Below are 17,308 nucleotides of genomic sequence, written 5' to 3'. Positions count from 1 at the left end.
CGCTTGCCGCCGCCGGTCAGGTGCTGTCGCTGTAGCGGCGTTCAGCGGACCGGCCCCGCGGCCCGTTCCACAGCCGCGCGCACGAACGGCGGGATCACGCCGCGCAGGACGTTCGCCTCGTGCGCCTCGGCGCGGGCCAGCGCCTGCTCGGCGGCGGACGGGTGCGCGGCGGCTTCGAGCGGACCCGGCCGCGTGTCGCCCGTGAGCAGATCGAGGGCCGCCAGGCCGGCCGTGCCCATGTCCTTGGCGGCCGCCACCCAGCGGGCCAGCTCGCTCGCGATCGGTCCCGGCACGTCCGTGGGCAGCTCGGCCAGGTGGGTCAGCTCCGTGCGCAGCTCGTCAACGGATCGCCCCTCCAGGGCGGAGGCGCACAGGGCGGTCAGGGCCGGGCTCTGGTCGTCGCCGGGCGGCCAGGAGGAGCACGCCTCCACCAGCGGGAGCAGCTCGGCGGTGCCCGGCTGCAGGCGCACCGCGCGCTGGTGGGAGCGGGCCGGGTCGTACGCCGCCAGGTGCCAGGCGTAGTCGGCCACCGTCGTCAGCGCCAGCCGCGAGGCCGCCGCCTCCACCATCGGGTTGGCCGTGATCCCCTCCAGCGGAACGTCGCCGAGCTCCGTCGCCCGCCCGACCAGCGGCCCGAGGAACACCCGGGCGAAGTCGAAGTCGTTGACCGGGAAGTTGTCCCACAGGGCCACGCGATGCCCGTACGAGGCCGCGGCCGCCGTCATGTCGTACGCCGTGATCTCGCCGACTACCACGTCGGACCCGGTCCACCAGACGAGCACGTCCGGCGGCAGCTCCTCCGCCAGCCGGTCACGGTACGCCGTGCGCCCCGTCCCCGCGTAGTCCGTCGGCACCATGGTCAGCGGCCGTTCCGCACCGTGCGGGGCGAGGAACTCCTCGGCGAAGTCGCGGCAGACGGACGCGTGGGCGCTCGCGCTCGCGCCCTCCGCCGTGCCGAACGCCTCCCGGTCGGGCTCGTGCCGCAGCTCCGGCGGGATGTCGTCGAAGAGCAGCGCGAACTCCCGTACGCCTGCCTCCCACACCTGCTCGGCCTTCGCCCGCAGCGCGGCCCGCTCGGCCGGGTCGCTGTAGACCATCGACAGGCCGGGGCTCAGCGCGAACACGAACCTGACGTGCCGCGCCGCCGCCTCCGCGACCAGCTCGGCCAGCCTCGCCAGCTCCTCCTCCGGGTACGGCTCCCGCCAGCGCTCCCGGTGGAACGGGTCGTCCTTGGGCGCGTACACGTACGTGTTGAGCTTGTGCCTGCCGGAGAACCGCAGGTGCTCCATGCGGTCGGCGTGGGTCCACGGTGTGCCGTAGAAGCCCTCGATGGTGCTCCGCAGCGGCAGGTCGGGCCAGTCGCGCACGTCGGCTTCCGGCACGCACACCTGGTGCTCGGCGCACGGGGCGGCGGCCAGGGCGAGCAGCGTCTGCGCCCCGTAGAAGGCGCCCGCGGGATCGGCCCCGACGATCAGCACGCCGTCGCCGTCGGCGGTGAGCGTGTACCCCTCGGCAGGCAGCTCGGCGGCCTCGTCGACCCGCACCTCCACCACGACCGGAACTCCCGCCGGCCGGTCGTCCGTCCCCAGGGTGTCCGCCGGCCGGCCGTCCGTCCCAACGGCTGCGTTCGAGGCGCTCTCGGCTCGCCGAACGGCCGTGGCGTGCCCTGTGGAGGCGGGTGGCGCTTCCGGCGGGGCGGCGGACACGGACGCCGGTGAAGGGACGGCCGGCGCAGCCGGAGGGGCGGCGGGCGGCTGCGCGGCGGCAGGGAACCCGGGAACGGCACGGGGTTGCGCGGCGGTGAGGGCGGCGCGGAGGGCGGCTGTGGCAGTGCCGGTGGCGGTGCCGCCCTTGATCCGGCACCCGCTCAGATCAACATGCGATCGGCCGATGGTGGCCTTCTTCGGATGGGGAACGATCCAGGTCAGGGCATCCATTGTGGGAACGTTACCGGATAGAATCTTGCCTTGTGGTTAATGATGTAGCCGAAGTTTTGCCCGGGGTGTACCGAATCGAGGACACCTGCCATGTTTACGTTGTGGCGGCTCCCGCCCGGACGGGGGAGGAGCGCACCGGGATCGCGATCGACTTCGGTTCCGGCCGTGTGCTCGACCTCCTCGGCGAAATGGGGATCGACCGCGTCACCGACGTCCTTATGACGCATCACCACCGCGACCAGGCCCAGGGGCTGGCCAGGGCGGTCGAGGCGGGCATTGCGATCCATGTTCCGCCGGTCGAGCTCGATCTGTTCGAGAAGGTCGGCGAGATGTGGTCGGGGCGCCAGATCAGCAACGACTACGACCTGCGGGACGACAGGTTCTCGCTGCTCGACCCCGTGCCGGTGGCCGGCGTGGTGCCCGAATACCGGACGGCCACCTATGGAGGTGTCGACGTACGGGTGCTGCCCACCCCTGGCCACACCCCCGGCTCCGTCACGTACGTGGTGGGCGAGGTCGCGTTCACCGGCGACCTGATCTACGCGCCCGGCAAGGTGTGGTCGCTGGCCGCCACCCAGTGGTCGTACACCGAGAACGAGGGCCCGGCCATGGTCATCATGAGCTGCGAGCTCCTCCAGCGGGAGGAGCTCGCCGTCTTGCTGCCGTCGCACGGCGAGCCGATGACCGACCCCGCTGACGCGCTCCGGCAGCTCTCCAAGTCCATGCAGCGTTACGTCGACTTCCGCCGCCCTCACCCCTGGGACGTGAAGGGGCTGCTGGCCAACCCGTTCGTCGAGGTGACCTCCCACCTGCTGATGAACAGGAGCAGCCAGTCCCTCAGCTACGTCCTGCTGTCGGAGTCCGGCGCGGCCATGGTCTTCGACTTCGGCTACGACATGTCCACCGGTCTGGTGCACAACACCTCCCGCGCGGCCCGCCGCCCCTGGCTGGCCTCGCTGCCCGCGCTGCGTGAGCACTACGGCGTCACCAGCATCGAGGTCGCGCTGCCCACCCACTACCACGACGACCACGTGGCGGGCATGCCGCTGCTGCGCGACGTCGAGGGCACCGAGATCTGGGCGCCTTCCCACATCGCGCCGATCCTCGCCGCGCCGCTCCACCACGACCTGCCGTGTCAGTGGTTCGACCCCATCCCCGTCGACCGGGTGCTGGCGCTGGAGGAGACGGTGCGCTGGCGGGAGTACGAGATCACGGTGCACGACCTGCCGGGGCACACGCTGTTCGCGGCGGCGTACGAGTTCCAGGTGGACGGCCATCGCGTGCTGGTCACCGGCGACCAGCAGGACGGGATGGGCATTCCGAACGAACGCCAGGAGATCCTGAATTTTCAGTACAAGAACAGGTTCAGCATCGAGGACTACCGCAAGAGCGCCGCGCTCTACCGGCGGCTGCGCCCCGACGTGATGGTCAGCGGCCACTGGCGCCCCCGCTGGGTGGACGACGACCACCTGCACATGCTGACCGAGCGCGGCGAGGAGCTCGTCGCCCTGCACCACGACCTGCTCCCGCTGGACCACCTCGACCTGGGGGCCGACGGGGTGCTGTGCCGCCTGACCCCGTACTACTCGAGCGTCCCCGCGGGCGGCGAGTTCACGATGACGGCCACCGTGCGCAACCCGTTCCCCGACAAGGTCACGGCCACCATCGTGCCCGTCGTTCCCCCTGGCTGGGAGCGCGAACAGGGATCACTGACGCTAAGGCTCCCCGGTGGGGGCATGGAGCAGGTGCATCTCCGTCTCGGCGCCGGCGTCGTGCCGCGGCGCCGCGTTCGTCTCGCAGTCGACCTGACCATCGGCGACCTGCGCCTCGGACAGCATGCCGAGGCGCTGGTCGACGTGATCGCGGAAGGGATTCGATGACCATGGAGCGGCGCACCCCCCTCAGCCGTTCCAGGCGGCCCACGATCAAGGACGTCGCGGAGGCCGCCGGGGTCTCGCGTTCCACCGTCTCCCGCGCCCTGACCGGGCGCGGGTACGCGGCCAGCGACGTACGCGAGCGGGTCCTGCGCGCGGCCGCCGACCTCGGGTACGTGCCCGACGTGATGGCCCGCACGCTCAAGCAGCAGGTGAGCAGGTCCGTCGGGGTGCTGGTGAGCGACCTGCGCAACCCGTTCTACGCGGAGCTGGCGGCCGGGGCGAGCAGGGAGGCGCGCGAGCGCGGCTACACGATGGTGCTGGCCGACACGAGCCTGTCGGCCGAGGCGGAGAGCGAGGCGGCCGAGGCTCTCGTCGCGCTCAGGGTGGCCGGGGTGATCGTGACGCCGAACTCCCCGGCCGTGTCCACCTACCTGTTCTCGCATGACATCCCGGTCGTCGAGGTGGACCGGCAGTTCGCGCCCGGCTCGACCGACGGCGTCGTGGTCGGCAACCGCGTCGGCGCCCGTACGGCCACCGCGCACCTGGTCGCGCTGGGCCACCGCAGGATCGCGCTGTTCATCGACGAGACCGACTGGACCACCGGCTACGAGCGCTACCAGGGCTACCTGGAGGCGCTCGGGGCGGGCGACATCAAGGTGGATCCCGACCTGGTCGTCTCGTCGGGCTGGGACGTGGCCGACTCGCGCCGCCGGGCGCTCGACATGCTGCGCGGGCCCGACCGGCCGACCGCCGTCTTCGCCGCCAACAACGTGCTCGCCGAGGGCATCTGGCGGGCGATCCGCGAGCTGGGGCTGCGGGTGCCCGGTGACATCAGCCTCGTCGCCTTCGACGACGCGCCGTGGATGAGCATGGTCTCGCCCATGGTCACCGCGGTCTCGCAGGACACGTTCAACCTGGGCGCGACCGCCGTACGCAGGCTGGACGAGCGTATCGAGATGCCCGAGGCCGACTCGGTCACCACGGTGCTCAACGTGCACCTCGTATCCCGGGAATCCACGGCACCACCGCCCATGATCTGACAATTCGCCCATATCGTGCGTTGACCCGCGAGGAAAAGTCGCCCTAGGATCCCGTGTGGGAACGATGTCACAGCCCTTACGCGGCACTCGTTCCCGCTCGGAGGCCCAATGGAGCACGTTCTTCCCCCTGTTCTGTCGCTGGACATCGGCGGCACCAAGCTCGCCGCCGGCGTGGTCACGGGCGATGGCCTGATCCACGGCTGGCAGGTCACGCCCACCCGCAGGGAGGAGGGGCCGCGGCCGGTCCTGGCCAGGCTCTTCGACCTGGGCAGGAAGGCGATCGCCGAGGCCGGGCTGCCCGAGGTGGCCGCTGTCGGCATCTCCTGCGGAGGGCCGCTGGACACCGCGACCGGCGTGCTGGAGTGCCCGCCGCACCTGCCCGGCTGGATCGACGTCCCGGTGGGCGCGATGGCCGCGGAGGCGTTCGGCGTGCCGTCCGTGCTCGAGAACGATGCCACCGCCGCCGCGCTCGGCGAGTTCCGGTACGGCGCCGGCCGCGGCACCAGCACGATGCTCTACCTGACCATCTCGACGGGCGTCGGCGGCGGCTCCGTCATCGGCGGCCGCCTGCACCGCGGCGCGGCCGGCAACGGCGGCGAACTGGGGCACGTCATGGTGCGGCCAGGCGGGCGGAAGTGCTCGTGCGGCCGCCTGGGCTGCCTGGAGGCGTACGCGTCCGGGACCTCCATCGCCGAGCGCGCCCGCGAGGCGCTGGCCGCGGGCCGGCCCTCGGCCCTGTCCGCCGTCGAACTCCCGACGGCCGAGGACGTGTACCGCGCCGCCGAGTCCGGGGATCCGCTCGCGAGCGAGATCTGGGACGAGACCACATGGGCGCTGGGCAGCGCGATCACCGATCTGGTCAACGCGTTCGAGCCCGAGCTCGTCGTCCTGGGCGGTGGCGTCACCCGTTCAGGAGCCCGGCTCCTCGACCCCGTCGCCGCCGCCGTCGCCAGGGACGCCATGCCGCCCGCGGCCCGCAGCGCGCGCATCGAGCTCGCGCAGCTCGGGGCGGGCGTGTGCGTGGTGGGCGCCGGCGCCGTCGCACACGATCTTCTCGTCTCAGGAAGTCCACTCATGTCTGACCAGTCCGCCCTGCCCTCGCCCGCGTCCCGGCCAGACGGGCGCGCGGGGGAAACCGTCTCCCCTCGGGACACGAACGGGGAAGCGGTGCTGCCGTCGATGCTCGCCGAGCACGTCGAGGGTCACCTCGCCGCCGCGCGGGGCATGGCGGCGCTGCTGCCGGCCGTCGAGGCCACCGCGGACCTGTTCATCGAGGCGTTCGCCCGCGGCGGCACGCTCTACACGATGGGCAACGGCGGCAGCGCGGCCGACGCCCAGCACCTCACCGGCGAGCTGATCGGCCACTACAAGCGCGACCGCCGCCCGCTGCCCACGGTGACGCTCACGACCGACGCCACGGTCATGACGTGCATCGCCAACGACTACTCCTACGCGGACGTCTTCGCCCGGCAGGTCCAGGCGCTGGCTCGCCCGGGCGACGTCGTGGCCGCCTTCACCACCAGCGGCGACTCGCCCAACGTGGTCAGCGCCCTCAAGACCGCGCAGAGCAATGGCGCGGTGACGGTACTGTTCGGCGGCGGCGACGGAGGGGCCGCCGCCAAGCACGCCGACCACGTCCTCCTCGCCCCTTCTTCAGAGACGCCGCGCATCCAGGAGATCCACACACTGATGCTGCACATGATCAGCGAGAAGGTCGACGCATGGGCGGCCGCATGAACAAGCGCCCCGCCCCCATGGCCAACGCCCCCTCCGGCAGCCAGCCGCACGGCCTCCCGCGCACCGCCCGCCCGGCGGCGACCCCCGGCCGCACCCTGCACATGATCGGCAACGCGCACCTCGACCCGGTGTGGCTGTGGCCCTGGCAGGAGGGCTACCAGGAGGCCCGCGCGACGTTCTGGTCGGCGATCCACCGCATGGACGAATACCCCGATTTCATCTTCACCTGCGACCAGGTCGTGCTGCTGTCCTGGGTGGAGGAGTCGGACCCGGAGCTGTTCGCCAGGATCCAGGAGAAGGTCGCCGAGGGCCGCTGGGTCATGGCCGGCGGCTGGTGGGTGGAGCCCGACTGCAACATGCCGTCCGGGGAGTCGTTCGTCCGGCAGGGCCTGTACGGCCAGCGCTACCTGAAGGAGAAGTTCGGGGTCACGGCGTCGGTCGGCATGAACGTCGACCCGTTCGGCCACAACGCCATGCTGCCCGCGATCCTGCGCGGCCAGGGCATGGACTCCTACTGCTTCCTGCGCCCGGGACCGCACGAGAGCGAGCTGCCCGGCACGATGTTCTGGTGGGAGAGCCCGGACGGCAGCCGCGTGCTGGCGTACCGGATCCCGTTCGAGTACTGCAGCCCGCCCGGCGAGGTCGCCGGGCAGACGGAGAAGGCGCTCGGCCAGCTCGACCGCTCGCTGGGCGACCTGATGATCTTCTACGGGGTGGGCAACCACGGCGGCGGCCCCACCAGGGCCAACATCGAGTCCATCCACCGCTACGACCGGATGGGCACCTTCGGCGAGCTGACGATGTCCTCGCCGCGCCGCTACTTCGACGAGATGGCCAAGCGCCTGGGCGAGCAGGGCCTGGCCGAGCTGCCGGTATGGCGCGACGACCTGCAGCACCACGCGGCCGGCTGCTACTCCTCGCACTCCGGCGTCAAGGCGTGGCAGCGCCGGGCGCAGGCGGCGGTGCTGTCGGCCGAGCGGTGGGCCGCGATCGCCGGCCACGACGTCCGCGTGGACCTTGAGCGCGCGTGGAAGCAGGTGCTGTTCAACCAGTTCCACGACGTACTCCCGGGCTCGGCCATCGAGCCCGCCTACGACGACGCCCGCGACCAGCTCGGCGAGGCGGTCGCGATCTCCAAGCGGATCATCACCAGGGCGCACAACGTGATCGCCCGCGACATCCGCATCCCGGAGGAGGCCGGCACCCAGCCGGTGGTCGTCTTCAACCCGCACCCGTGGCCGGTCACGACCCGGGTCGAGATGCAGTACGGCCTCGCGCCCACCGGCGTGCACGTCGTGGACGCCGACGGCGCGGACGTGCCCTGCCAGCGCACCCAGCCGGTCGCCACCACCGACGACAAGGGCCGCGGCGCCACCGTCTTCCAGGCGGAGCTGCCCCCGCTCGGCTACCGCCTCTACCGGCTGCGCCAGGGCGCCCCGATGGCGACGACCGGCCTGTCCGCCTCCGAGCACCACATCGAGAACGACGTGCTCCGCCTGGAGCTCGACCCCGCCACCGGCTGGCTGTCGAGCCTGCTCGACAAGCGCACCGGCGTGGACCTGGTGGCCGGGGCGGCCGGCGAGCACACGGTGATCTGCGAGGACCCCACCGACACCTGGGGACACCGCGTCCTGTCCTACGACTGGCCGGGCGAGGCCATGGCGACCACGAACATCGTCCTGCGCGAGCGGGGCCCGCTGCGCGCCCGCATCCGCGTCGAGCGCGAGTGGGGCCGCTCCACGATGGCCGAGGAGTTCATCCTGGGTGCCGGGGGCGACGACGCGGTCGAGGTGCGGGTCACGCTCGACTGGCGCGAGCAGGCCCACCTGATGAAGCTGCGGTTCCCGGTCGCCGTGGACGGGCCGGCGGCCACGTACGAGATCCCGTTCGGGCACCTGGTCAGGCCGATCGACGGGGCCGAGGAGCCGGCGCAGTCGTGGGTGGACCTGTCGGGCGCCGTGGACGGCCGGCGCGCCGGGCTGGCCGTGGTCAACAACGCCAAGCACGGCTACGACGTCGCTCCGCAGTCGCCCGGCCGCAGCCCCAGCATCGGCATCACCGCCGTGCGCAGCCCCGTCTACGCCTGGCACGACCCCCGGCTGCTGGACCCCGAGGGCTACTACTCCTACCAGGACCAGGGGACGCAGCGGTTCACGTACCTGCTGGTGCCGCACGCGGGCGACTGGCGGACCGCCGGGCTGACGCGGCGGGCCGCGGTGCTCGGCTCGCCGATGCGCGCGATGCTCGAGAGCTTCCACGACGGCGCGCTGCCGAGCGCGGCCGGCTATCTGGACGACGGCGGCGGCCAGGTCATGGTGACCGCGGTGAAGCAGCACGAGGACGCGCCGCGCGACCTCGTCGTCCGCGCCGTCGAGATCACGGGGCGGGCCGCGGTGGCCACCCTCGGCATCCCGCTGGCCGGGGTCAGGCTGACGGCGGATTTCGGGCCGAGCCAGATCCGTACGTTCCGGATCCCCCTGGACGATCCGTTCTCCGCGGTCGAGACGGACCTCGTCGAGCTGGGCACCCGCAAGGGCGCGTTCACGGTGGAAGCGTGGTGATCCCCGACCCCGACGGGGGAGAGGTGGTCGTCGAGGCGCCGGAGCCGTTCACCGTCGAGGGAGAGTGGGGCGAGCGGCTGCCGACCGGGCGCCGCGAGCTGCGCCTGATCGTCCGCTACGACGGGGCGGCGCCCGCCGCCCGCACCGTGCGCGTCAGCAGGTCCGTGCCCGCCGCCCACCCGTGGTGGCTGATCCCCGGCCTCTTCTACGGCGAGAACCGGCCCGCGGCCTGCGAGCGGGTGTTCCCCCGCTTCGAGGCGGGCGCCGACCGGCCCGAGGAGATGGTCTCGTCCCGGTGGGGCTTCCGGGCGGACCGGGCGGCGACCCCGGCCGTCATGGTCTGGGGGGACACCGGCGGCGCCGCGCTGATCGCGGACGAGGAGTCCGCCCTGGGGACGACCGGGCTGGCGTTCGAGCACTCTGAGCACGGGGGCGGGCGGGCCACGATCTCGCTGCTGTTCCCGTACCGGGAGTATCCGATCACCTACTACGGCTCGGCGTTGCCGCTGCCCGCCGAGGCCGGCACGCACGTCTGGCGGCCCGGCGAGTCACACGTGATCACCGTGGCGACGTGCCGGCTGCCCGCCGACCGGCACGCGTACGCGCCGCTGCTGCGCGAGGACCGCGAGCTGCGCCTGGCCACCGCCCCCATCGAGCCGTGGGAGGGCGTCGAGCCGGCGGCCGACATCGCCGCCGAGGGGCTGTACCGCTGGCACTACGACCCGGACCCGGGCGTGCTGCTGGAGACGGTGGGGTTCGACCGGGAGGTGAGCGGTGGCGACGGCGAGCGGGTGGACCGGCAGGCCATGCACGTCGGCTGGGTGAGCGGCATCCCGTGGGCGGCGGCGCTCCTGGAGCACGGGCTGCGGAGGGGACGGCCCGAGCACGTCGCCGCCGCCACACGGGTCATCGGCTTCATCTGCGCGAACCTGTCGCCGTCCGGCACGTTCTGGGGCACCTGGTATCGCAGGTCCGGCTGGTCGCAGAGCTGGACCCCGATCAAGGACGCGCTGCACGCGCGCACGCTGGGCGAGGCCACGCTGTTCCTGGTACGCGCGCTGCGGCTGCGGCCCGATCCCGAGTGGCTGGCCGCCGCCCGCTCCAATCTGGACGCGATGGTCGCCCGCCAGCGGCCCGACGGCAACCTCGGCACGCTGCACCACGCCGCCACCGGAGAGGTCCTGTCCTGGTCGGGAGCCTCCGGCCTGACCTGGGCGGCGGCCCTGGCAGAGACCGGAGACCCCGGCTACCTCCGGGCCGCCGAGCGGGCGGGGGAGTACTACGCCTCGTTCGTCGACGACGAGTTCATCTACGGCGCCCCGGAGGACGTGGACCTCGCCCCGACGTCGGAGGACGGCTACGCGGCGGTGATCGCGTACATGGCGCTGCACCGCCGCACGGGCGAGCGCCGCTGGCTCGACCTGGCCCGCCGCGCCGCCGACTGGATGCTCACCTTCCGCTATTCCTACAACGTCCGCTTCGGGCCCCGCACCCCCCTCGGCGTGTACGGCTTCGCCACCCGGGGCTCCGACCAGGCGTCCCCGTCGAACCAGCACGTCCACGCGTACGGGCTGGTGTGCACGGCGGAGCTGATCGAGCTGTCGGAGGCCCTGGGCGATCCTTACTACGCGGAGCGGGCGCACGAGACCCTGGCGTGCTTCCGCCAGCTCCTCCCGGCCGCCGACGGTGACGTCAACGCCTACCGCGGCATGATCACCGAACGCTACTACCAGACGGACTGCTTCCAGCCGAAGGGCATGTACCTGACGCTGTCGCACGCCTGGAGCGCCGGGGTGCTGCTGCTGGCCTGCGAGCAGGTGCTCGCCCGCGGCCGGGTCGCCGTGCCCGCCGATCAGGACTCCAGGTAGCGCAGGACGGTGATGCGACGGTACTGACGGCTTACCTTCAACGGTAGCGTTGAACCTTCGCAGTAAGCTTTTGCTCGATGTTCGGCCCTCTCACGACGTCAGACCTTCAATACGGTGATGAGCTCCATGTCTCCCGGTGAGCGCTTGCGGCCAGTGGACCTCGCGCGCGAACACGGCCTGTCCACGCAGGCGATCAGGAACTACGAGCAGGCCGGCATCCTCCCGTCCGCTGGCCGCACCCCCCACGGCTACCGCACCTACACCTCACTCCACGCGCAGGCCCTCCGCGCGTTCATCGCCCTGGTGCCCGGCCACGGCCATCAGACGGCCACGTCGATCATGCAGGCGGTGAACCGGGATGCGGTCGAGGAGGCTCTGCGGCTCATCGACGAAAGCCACGCCCAGCTCCTCGACGACCGCCGGACCCTCCTGGCCGTGGAGCGAGCGCTCCGCGACCTGGAACCCTCGGCGGTGCCCGGCCCTTCCGAGCCCGGAGTCACTTTCATCGGGCCGCTGGCCGGGAAACTCGGGATCCGGCCGGCGACGCTGCGCAAGTGGGAGCACGCCGGTCTCGTCCAGCCGCGCCGCGATCCGCAGACCGGTTACCGGGTCTACACCGCGGCCGACGTACGGGACGCCCAGCTCGCGCACCAGCTGAGACGGGGCGGCTACCTGCTGGAGCAGATCGCACCGCTGCTCGCGCAGGTACGGGCCGCGGGCGGGCTGGCACCCCTGGCGACCGCCCTGCGCGACTGGCACGGCAGGCTGTCCGCCCGCGGGCGCGCCATGCTGACCGGTGCCGCCGAGCTGGACGCGTACCTGAGCCGGCGCTCGGCCTGACGGCCCCTAACTTGTCATGGCATGCCTCGACAATCTCGGAAATGCCAGGTGGAGCCGTCGGCGGGCCTCTAGTCTGCGGGAGTGCCTGATTCGCTCACCTTCACGAACCTCCTCGACGACGCCGCGCTGCTCTCGCTCGAACACCAGCTGCACCTCGAGGAAGTCCTCGCCGACCACAGCTGGAACGCCGACCTGCAGGAGCAGCGCTTCGAGTTCACCGGCAGCCGTACGATCACCTGCACTCGCTTCCACCTGCTCGGCAGCGCCGCGCCCGGCCCGCGGTCGTGGCTGTGGGCGTGGGCGAACCCGTCCGGATTCCCGGACTCGCTGGTGGCGGCGTCCGCGACGTTGCGGGACTTCGGGCAGCGGCACGGCATCGCCGAACTCGGCTCCCCGGAGGTCCCGTTCGACGCGTTGCCCGGTTCTCCCGCCGAGCCGCACCTCGCCGCCGGGCTCCTCACCGAGGCCGCCAAGGCCGTGACCGGCCACTGGACCTCCTACAACGGCGACGCAGGCGGAGGCACCCGCGTCGCGTTCCTCGTGGAGCACCCGGAGTTCCGGCTGCCGCCGCCTGAGCCGACCCGCGTCATGCGCGTCATCCAGCAGGCGATCGCCGGACTGTCGCTGAGGGACCACCGGCGCGCTCTGCACAGCTATGCCGTGAAACGGCAGCTTGGCGCGGAGTTCGGTCCTGACCACGCGACGCTCTCGCTCACGGGGCCGGGCCTCGAAGCGGCCGTCGACTTCGACGCGTCCGGCCGCGTCGCCGGCATCAAGGCCACCCTGTCGTCACCGCACGGCACCTAGCGTCGTGTCACCGGGGCGGGTGTGCTGGGACGACGGCGCAGCAGCCGTACCGCCAGGAGGGTGAGCCAGGCCCAGCCGATGGTCACCGCGAGCCGCTGGACGAGCCCGCCGTAGGCGACCAGCGACGGGTTCTGGCCGAACGCCATCGACGCCAGCACGTCCGCGAGCACGAACCCCGTCGCGCTGACAGCCGAGTACACGACCCACCCGACCTCCCGCGTCCGCGCGAACCGCACGGCGAACACCACGCACGCTATGGGGATGGCCACGAAGCCGGGCAGCGAGAGAAGATCGTGCAGCTCGGCGGACAGGCTGCTGTACTCCACCAGCAGGTCAGGGGTTCCCGGCGGATACCCGCTCACCGGATCGGTGGTGAACAGACCCGCGCCGACCAACATGGCCCCCCAGACCCCCACCAGGATGGGACCCCAGAGCGAGCCCCTGATCGTCGAGTGGGGGCGCCCGGCCGATGCTTTGAGCGCCCGCCGCAGTCCGACGGCGAAGGCGAGCGTCAGCACGCCCGTGAGGATGAAGTTGGCGGTCTGGACCCAGCCGTACTCGCCGAGCGCGAGGGAGCTGACCGGGTGGCGCAGCGGGTCATAGTGGGCGCGCGTGGCGCCCTGGATGAGGAACGCGACGACGAACAGCGGGCCCGCGATCGCCCCGCACAGCAGCAAACGTCTCGTCGTCCTGCCGTTGGACTCTGCCCCTGGCTGCCCGTGTCCGGGGTCGGGACCGGGAGATGTGATGGTTCTCATGGCTGTCAGGCTAGATTGACAGTCGCAGCGCTGTCAATCTAGCCTGACAACACTGAGCGCCTCGGGGAATCAGCTGCCGACGGGCTCCGCCCGTAGTTCGGCCGAGTGTTTGACCAGAGCGATCAGCACTTCACGGCTCGAATCCCGTTTCCGGGCGTCGCACAAGATGATGGGGATCGACGGGTCGAGCTGGAGCGCCAGCCGTACCTCGTCCAGATTGAACGTCGGCGCGTCCTCGAAGCAGTTCACCGCCACCACGAACGGCGTTCCCCGCCGCTCGAAGTAGTCGACCGACGGGAAGCAGTCCGCCAGGCGCCGGGTGTCCGCCAGGATGACGGCGCCGAGCGAGCCCTCCGCCAGTTCGTCCCACACGAACCAGAATCGCTCCTGCCCGGGCGTACCGAACAGGTACAGGACATAGTCGGTGCCCAGGGTGATCCGGCCGAAGTCCATCGCCACGGTGGTGGTCCGTTTGGCCTCCACCGACGTGAGGTCGTCCACGCCGATCCCGCGGTCGGTGAGGATCTCCTCGGTCCGCAGCGGCCGGGTCTCGGAGACCGCCCCCACCATCGTCGTCTTGCCCGCGCCGAAGCCGCCGGCGACCAGGATCTTGATCGCCGTCGGCAGGCGGGGGCGATCAGAGCGAGCGAAGACCATCGAGCACCGCCCTGTACATCTTCATGTCGTGCATGTCCACCTCGGATTGTGGTTCCTGGGCAGAGACGAGTTCGCGGTCGAACAGATCACCGAGTAGCACGCGGATAGTACCTGCCGGAAGGTCCAGATGCGCGGCGATCTCGGCGACGGATTTAGGTTCACGGCAAATTTGGAGGATTCGGAGGTGCTCGGGGTCCAGTCCGGCGTCCGGGCCCGGTGGCGGACCCACCGCCAGGGCCATGGAGATCAGGTCGAATCTGCCGTGCGCGGGCTGGGTCCGCCCGCGCGTGACGACGTAGGGCCGGACGATCTCCGGATCGACCCAGTGCTCGTCCGTCGGGCCGTCCGTGCCTGTCACCGGTCGCTCCTGGCGACGGCCTCGGCGCTGCGGGCGCCCGAGGTGAGGTACTGGCCCACCCGGGCGACCATCATCGCCATCTCGTACGCGATCAGCCCGATGTCGGCGTGCTGGGCGCACAGCACGGCCAGGCAGGCCCGCTCGCCCGCCGCGGTCACGATGAGGAACTGGCGCTTCCACTCCACGACCGTCTGCCGCACCGCGCCGCCGGCGATGTGCTCCGAGACGCCCCTGGCCAGGCTCTGCAGCCCGGAGGCCACGGCGGACAGGTGCTCGCCGTCGGTCCGCTGCAACCCCGCGGACGAGGCCATCAGCAGACCGTCGGAGGACAGCACGATGGCGTGCTCGGCCTCCTTGACGCGGCCGACGAGGTCGTCGAGCAGCCAGTTCAGGTCAGTGCCAGGGGTGGGGGTCATGATGCCTCGTCTCCCGACTGCTCATCCAGCATCTTGGCCGCTTCCGTGCGGCCAAGGCGGGTGCCTGACTGCAGAGATCCCATCCTCGCGCGGATCTCCTCCGGCGAGCGCTCGTCATCGTCCTCCTCGAAGTCTGGCTGCGTGGGCGTGTCGTCCCGCAACGCCGGCGCAAGGTTGGCCTGGGGCACGCGCAGCGGCAGCCCTGACGGCGTGAACTCGGCCACGGGCTGCTGCTCCGTTTCCGCCGGCGGTTCTGGCTCCGGTTCGGGTTCTGGTACCGGTTCCGGGAGGGGCGCGGCCACGGGGGCGGGCGCCGGGCGCGCGGACTTGAGCGCGCGCACGTTCTCCCCGGTGGCGGGGCGCGCCACCGTGGCCATGGCCGTCGGCCTGCGCGGCAGCCGCTCCCTGCTCCCGCCGCCCTGCGGCTCCGCCGGCGTGGGGGAGAGCTGGACGAGCTCCTGCGGCAGCAGCACCACGACCGTCGTCCCGCCGTACGGCGACGCCTTGAGCACCACCTGGATGTCGTGGCGCCTGGCCAGCTGGCTGACCACGTAGAGGCCCAGCCGGGCGGTGCCCGTGATGCGGAACTCGGGCGGGTCCGCGATGCGCGCGTTCGCGGCGTCCAGGTCCTCGGGCTTCATGCCCAGGCCCCGGTCCTCGATCTCGATCACGTACCCGTTGGCCACGAGCTGGCCGCTGACCTGCACGTTCGTGTACGGCGGCGAGAACGACACGGCGTTCTCGATCAGCTCGGCCAGCAGGTGGATGACGTCGCCCACGGCCCGGCCGACGAGCACGACGTCGCCCATCGGCATGAGGGTGACGCGGGTGTAGTCCTCGACCTCGGCCAGCGCGCCGCGTACGACGTCGACCATGGGGACCGAGCGCCGCCACGTACGGGCCGGGGAGGAGCCGGACAGCACGATGAGGTTCTCCGCGTTGCGCCGCATGCGGATGGCCAGGTGGTCGATCCGGAAGAGCTCCTTCAGCTCCTCGGGGTCGGTCTCGCGGCGCTCCATCACGTCGAGCACGGTGAGCTGCCGGTGCACCAGGCCCTGCGTCCGGCGGGCCAGGCTGAGCAGGATGTCGCGGATGCTGCGGCGCAGCTCCGCCTGCTCGGCGGCCACCTTGATCGCGGTGCGCTGGACGGTGTTGAACGCCTGGCCCACCTGGCCGATCTCGTCGTCGCCGAACTGCAGCGGCGGCGCCTCGGCGGCCACGTCGACCTCCTCGCCCCGGCCGATCCTGTCGACCACGTCCGGCAAGCGGTTGTCGGACAGCTCGTGCGCCGCGTCGCGGAGCTTCTGCAACTGGGCGAAGAGGGCGCGGGCCGTGGTGATGGAGAGGACGATCGAGGCGATGACCGCGATGAGGCCGAGGCCGGCCGCCAGGAGCAGCCGTACGACCACGTTGACGGCGACGGGCACGGCCCTGTCCACCAGGCGGTCTCCGGCGCCGAGCACCAGGTTGTTGATGTCGGCGAGGGCGCGGTCGACTGTCGCCTTCCACTCGTCGGCGCCGATCGGCAGGCTTCCTGCCCTCAGGTCCTGCTCGGAGATCAGCGTCTCCAGCCTTTGGAGCTGGGCGAACGACTGGCCGTTGACGAGCCTGTCGTAGTTGGCCTTCTCCGAGGCCGGGAGCTCGCCCCCGGCCTGCTCGGCGAGGAGGCGCCAAGCTCCCACGGTCTGGGTGAACCGCGCGTGCTCCGCGGGAGACATCCGCCCCTCGACGAGGGCGCCGGCGAGCAGGGCGTCTTCCCTGGCGAGGACCTCTCGCGCCTGGCTCAGGGCGAGGAGGGTGCGGATGTCCTTCGCGAGGGTCTTGTCGTCGAGCGTCGCCAGCGAACCGTAGAGGCCGTAGATGGAGTCGATGACGTCACCGTAGGCGGCCGTCGCCTGGATCCGGTTGACCTGGGCCGCGTCGACGCCCTGCCGGGTCTTCTTGACGGTGTCGAGCTGCCGGAACACGTCGCCGAGCCGCCTGATCGCCTCGTCGTCCATCGCCCAGCCGACGATGCCCGCGCTCGCCGCCTCCCTGAACTCGGCCAGCACGCGGTCGGTCTGCCTGCGCTGGTTCTCGAGATCCTTGCGGGACCGGGCCGTCGCGTTGCTCAGCTTGACGACCGAGACCCGGCGCTCGCGCTGCAGTTCGACGAGCAGGGGCTCGCTCGGTGAGACTATGCTGGTGTCGAGCTGGGAGACCCACAGCAGGTTGACACCTTCACGAAGGGTGACCCATGCGGCGAAGGCCCACAGCGCCGCGAGTGAGAGCAGCAGAGCCGTGACTTTGGTCCGCAGGCGTGTGTTGCGGAAGCCCATTGAACCCACCCTGTGAAAGTGATTCTGTGTGCGGACCACCAGGACATGCAGTTGCATACCGGCGCTGTCGATCAAGGAACCTTAGCGCACACGCAAAGCGTCTCTCAAGTAACATTAATCACTTTGACTACAAA

At 71.6% G+C, this 17,308-nt stretch carries 13 protein-coding genes; 7 read left to right on the top strand and 6 right to left on the bottom strand.

The window, feature by feature from the left end:
- Positions 1-41: 41 nt before the first annotated feature.
- Positions 42-1,937, bottom strand: a complete 1,896-nt coding sequence (locus EJK15_RS24615) for a glycoside hydrolase family 84 protein (protein ID WP_138712821.1) — start codon at positions 1,935-1,937, stop codon at positions 42-44.
- A gap of 101 nt (positions 1,938-2,038) precedes the next feature.
- Here EJK15_RS24615 and EJK15_RS24610 point away from each other — a divergent pair, with 101 nt between their 5' ends.
- The 7 genes from EJK15_RS24610 to EJK15_RS24575 all read left to right on the top strand — a co-directional run bounded on the left by EJK15_RS24610 (position 2,039) and on the right by EJK15_RS24575 (position 12,667).
- The gene (locus EJK15_RS24610) at positions 2,039-3,817 is read left to right on the top strand and encodes an MBL fold metallo-hydrolase (protein ID WP_206061089.1); all 1,779 of its coding nucleotides are present in this window, start codon (positions 2,039-2,041) and stop codon (positions 3,815-3,817) included.
- Positions 3,818-3,819: 2 nt separating this feature from the next.
- On the top strand, positions 3,820-4,854 hold the full coding sequence (locus EJK15_RS24605) for a LacI family DNA-binding transcriptional regulator (protein ID WP_138712819.1): 1,035 nt from the start codon (positions 3,820-3,822) through the stop codon (positions 4,852-4,854).
- A 108-nt stretch (positions 4,855-4,962) separates the two neighbouring features.
- Positions 4,963-6,591, top strand: a complete 1,629-nt coding sequence (locus tag EJK15_RS72955) for an ROK family protein (protein ID WP_206061088.1) — start codon at positions 4,963-4,965, stop codon at positions 6,589-6,591.
- Entirely contained in the window at positions 6,588-9,152 is a 2,565-nt protein-coding gene (locus EJK15_RS24590; protein ID WP_206061087.1) for an alpha-mannosidase, read from the top strand. Before EJK15_RS72955 ends, EJK15_RS24590 begins: the two co-directional genes overlap by 4 nt.
- A complete protein-coding gene (locus tag EJK15_RS24585) occupies positions 9,146-11,020 on the top strand; it encodes a YyaL domain-containing protein (protein WP_138712817.1) in 1,875 nt (624 codons plus the stop codon). Before EJK15_RS24590 ends, EJK15_RS24585 begins: the two co-directional genes overlap by 7 nt.
- A gap of 117 nt (positions 11,021-11,137) precedes the next feature.
- A complete protein-coding gene (locus tag EJK15_RS24580) occupies positions 11,138-11,860 on the top strand; it encodes a TioE family transcriptional regulator (RefSeq protein ID WP_138712816.1) in 723 nt (240 codons plus the stop codon).
- Positions 11,861-11,941: 81 nt separating this feature from the next.
- Entirely contained in the window at positions 11,942-12,667 is a 726-nt protein-coding gene (locus tag EJK15_RS24575; protein WP_138712815.1) for a DUF6882 domain-containing protein, read from the top strand.
- Here EJK15_RS24575 and EJK15_RS24570 read toward each other — a convergent pair.
- From EJK15_RS24570 to EJK15_RS24550, 5 genes are all read right to left on the bottom strand, one after another.
- Complete coding sequence (locus tag EJK15_RS24570; RefSeq protein WP_138712814.1) at positions 12,664-13,425, bottom strand: DUF998 domain-containing protein; 762 nt, start codon at positions 13,423-13,425, stop codon at positions 12,664-12,666. The two genes, EJK15_RS24575 and EJK15_RS24570, sit on opposite strands and share 4 nt — an antisense overlap.
- Positions 13,426-13,494: 69 nt before the next feature.
- Entirely contained in the window at positions 13,495-14,082 is a 588-nt protein-coding gene (locus EJK15_RS24565) for a GTP-binding protein (RefSeq protein WP_138712813.1), read from the bottom strand.
- Positions 14,063-14,440 (bottom strand): DUF742 domain-containing protein, encoded by a 378-nt coding sequence (locus tag EJK15_RS24560; protein WP_138712812.1) that lies wholly within the window; start codon positions 14,438-14,440, stop codon positions 14,063-14,065. Before EJK15_RS24560 ends, EJK15_RS24565 begins: the two co-directional genes overlap by 20 nt.
- Positions 14,437-14,856, bottom strand: coding sequence for a roadblock/LC7 domain-containing protein (locus EJK15_RS24555; protein WP_138712811.1), 420 nt, complete (start codon positions 14,854-14,856; stop codon positions 14,437-14,439). The genes EJK15_RS24560 and EJK15_RS24555 overlap by 4 nt, the downstream gene beginning before the upstream one ends.
- Positions 14,853-17,174, bottom strand: a complete 2,322-nt coding sequence (locus EJK15_RS24550; RefSeq protein ID WP_138712810.1) for a sensor histidine kinase — start codon at positions 17,172-17,174, stop codon at positions 14,853-14,855. Before EJK15_RS24550 ends, EJK15_RS24555 begins: the two co-directional genes overlap by 4 nt.
- Positions 17,175-17,308 lie beyond the last annotated feature (134 nt).

Source organism: Nonomuraea basaltis (assembly GCF_005893125.1).
GTDB classification, from domain to species: domain Bacteria; phylum Actinomycetota; class Actinomycetes; order Streptosporangiales; family Streptosporangiaceae; genus Nonomuraea; species Nonomuraea basaltis.
Note: the sequence above shows the minus strand (reverse complement) of the source record. Positions and strands in the feature narration are given on the sequence as shown.

What these genes read in the sequence shown, in the direction of transcription:
- EJK15_RS72955 (WP_206061088.1), top strand. Translation starts at nt 4,963, where the DNA reads ATGGAGCACGTTCTTCCCCCTGTTCTGTCGCTGGACATCGGCGGCACC.
- EJK15_RS24590 (WP_206061087.1), top strand. Translation starts at nt 6,588, where the DNA reads ATGAACAAGCGCCCCGCCCCCATGGCCAACGCCCCCTCCGGCAGCCAG.
- EJK15_RS24565 (WP_138712813.1), bottom strand. Translation starts at nt 14,082, where the DNA reads ATGGTCTTCGCTCGCTCTGATCGCCCCCGCCTGCCGACGGCGATCAAG.
- EJK15_RS24550 (WP_138712810.1), bottom strand. Translation starts at nt 17,174, where the DNA reads ATGGGCTTCCGCAACACACGCCTGCGGACCAAAGTCACGGCTCTGCTG.
- EJK15_RS24555 (WP_138712811.1), bottom strand. Translation starts at nt 14,856, where the DNA reads ATGACCCCCACCCCTGGCACTGACCTGAACTGGCTGCTCGACGACCTC.
- EJK15_RS24615 (WP_138712821.1), bottom strand. Translation starts at nt 1,937, where the DNA reads ATGGATGCCCTGACCTGGATCGTTCCCCATCCGAAGAAGGCCACCATC.
- EJK15_RS24605 (WP_138712819.1), top strand. Translation starts at nt 3,820, where the DNA reads ATGGAGCGGCGCACCCCCCTCAGCCGTTCCAGGCGGCCCACGATCAAG.
- EJK15_RS24570 (WP_138712814.1), bottom strand. Translation starts at nt 13,425, where the DNA reads ATGAGAACCATCACATCTCCCGGTCCCGACCCCGGACACGGGCAGCCA.
- EJK15_RS24580 (WP_138712816.1), top strand. Translation starts at nt 11,138, where the DNA reads ATGAGCTCCATGTCTCCCGGTGAGCGCTTGCGGCCAGTGGACCTCGCG.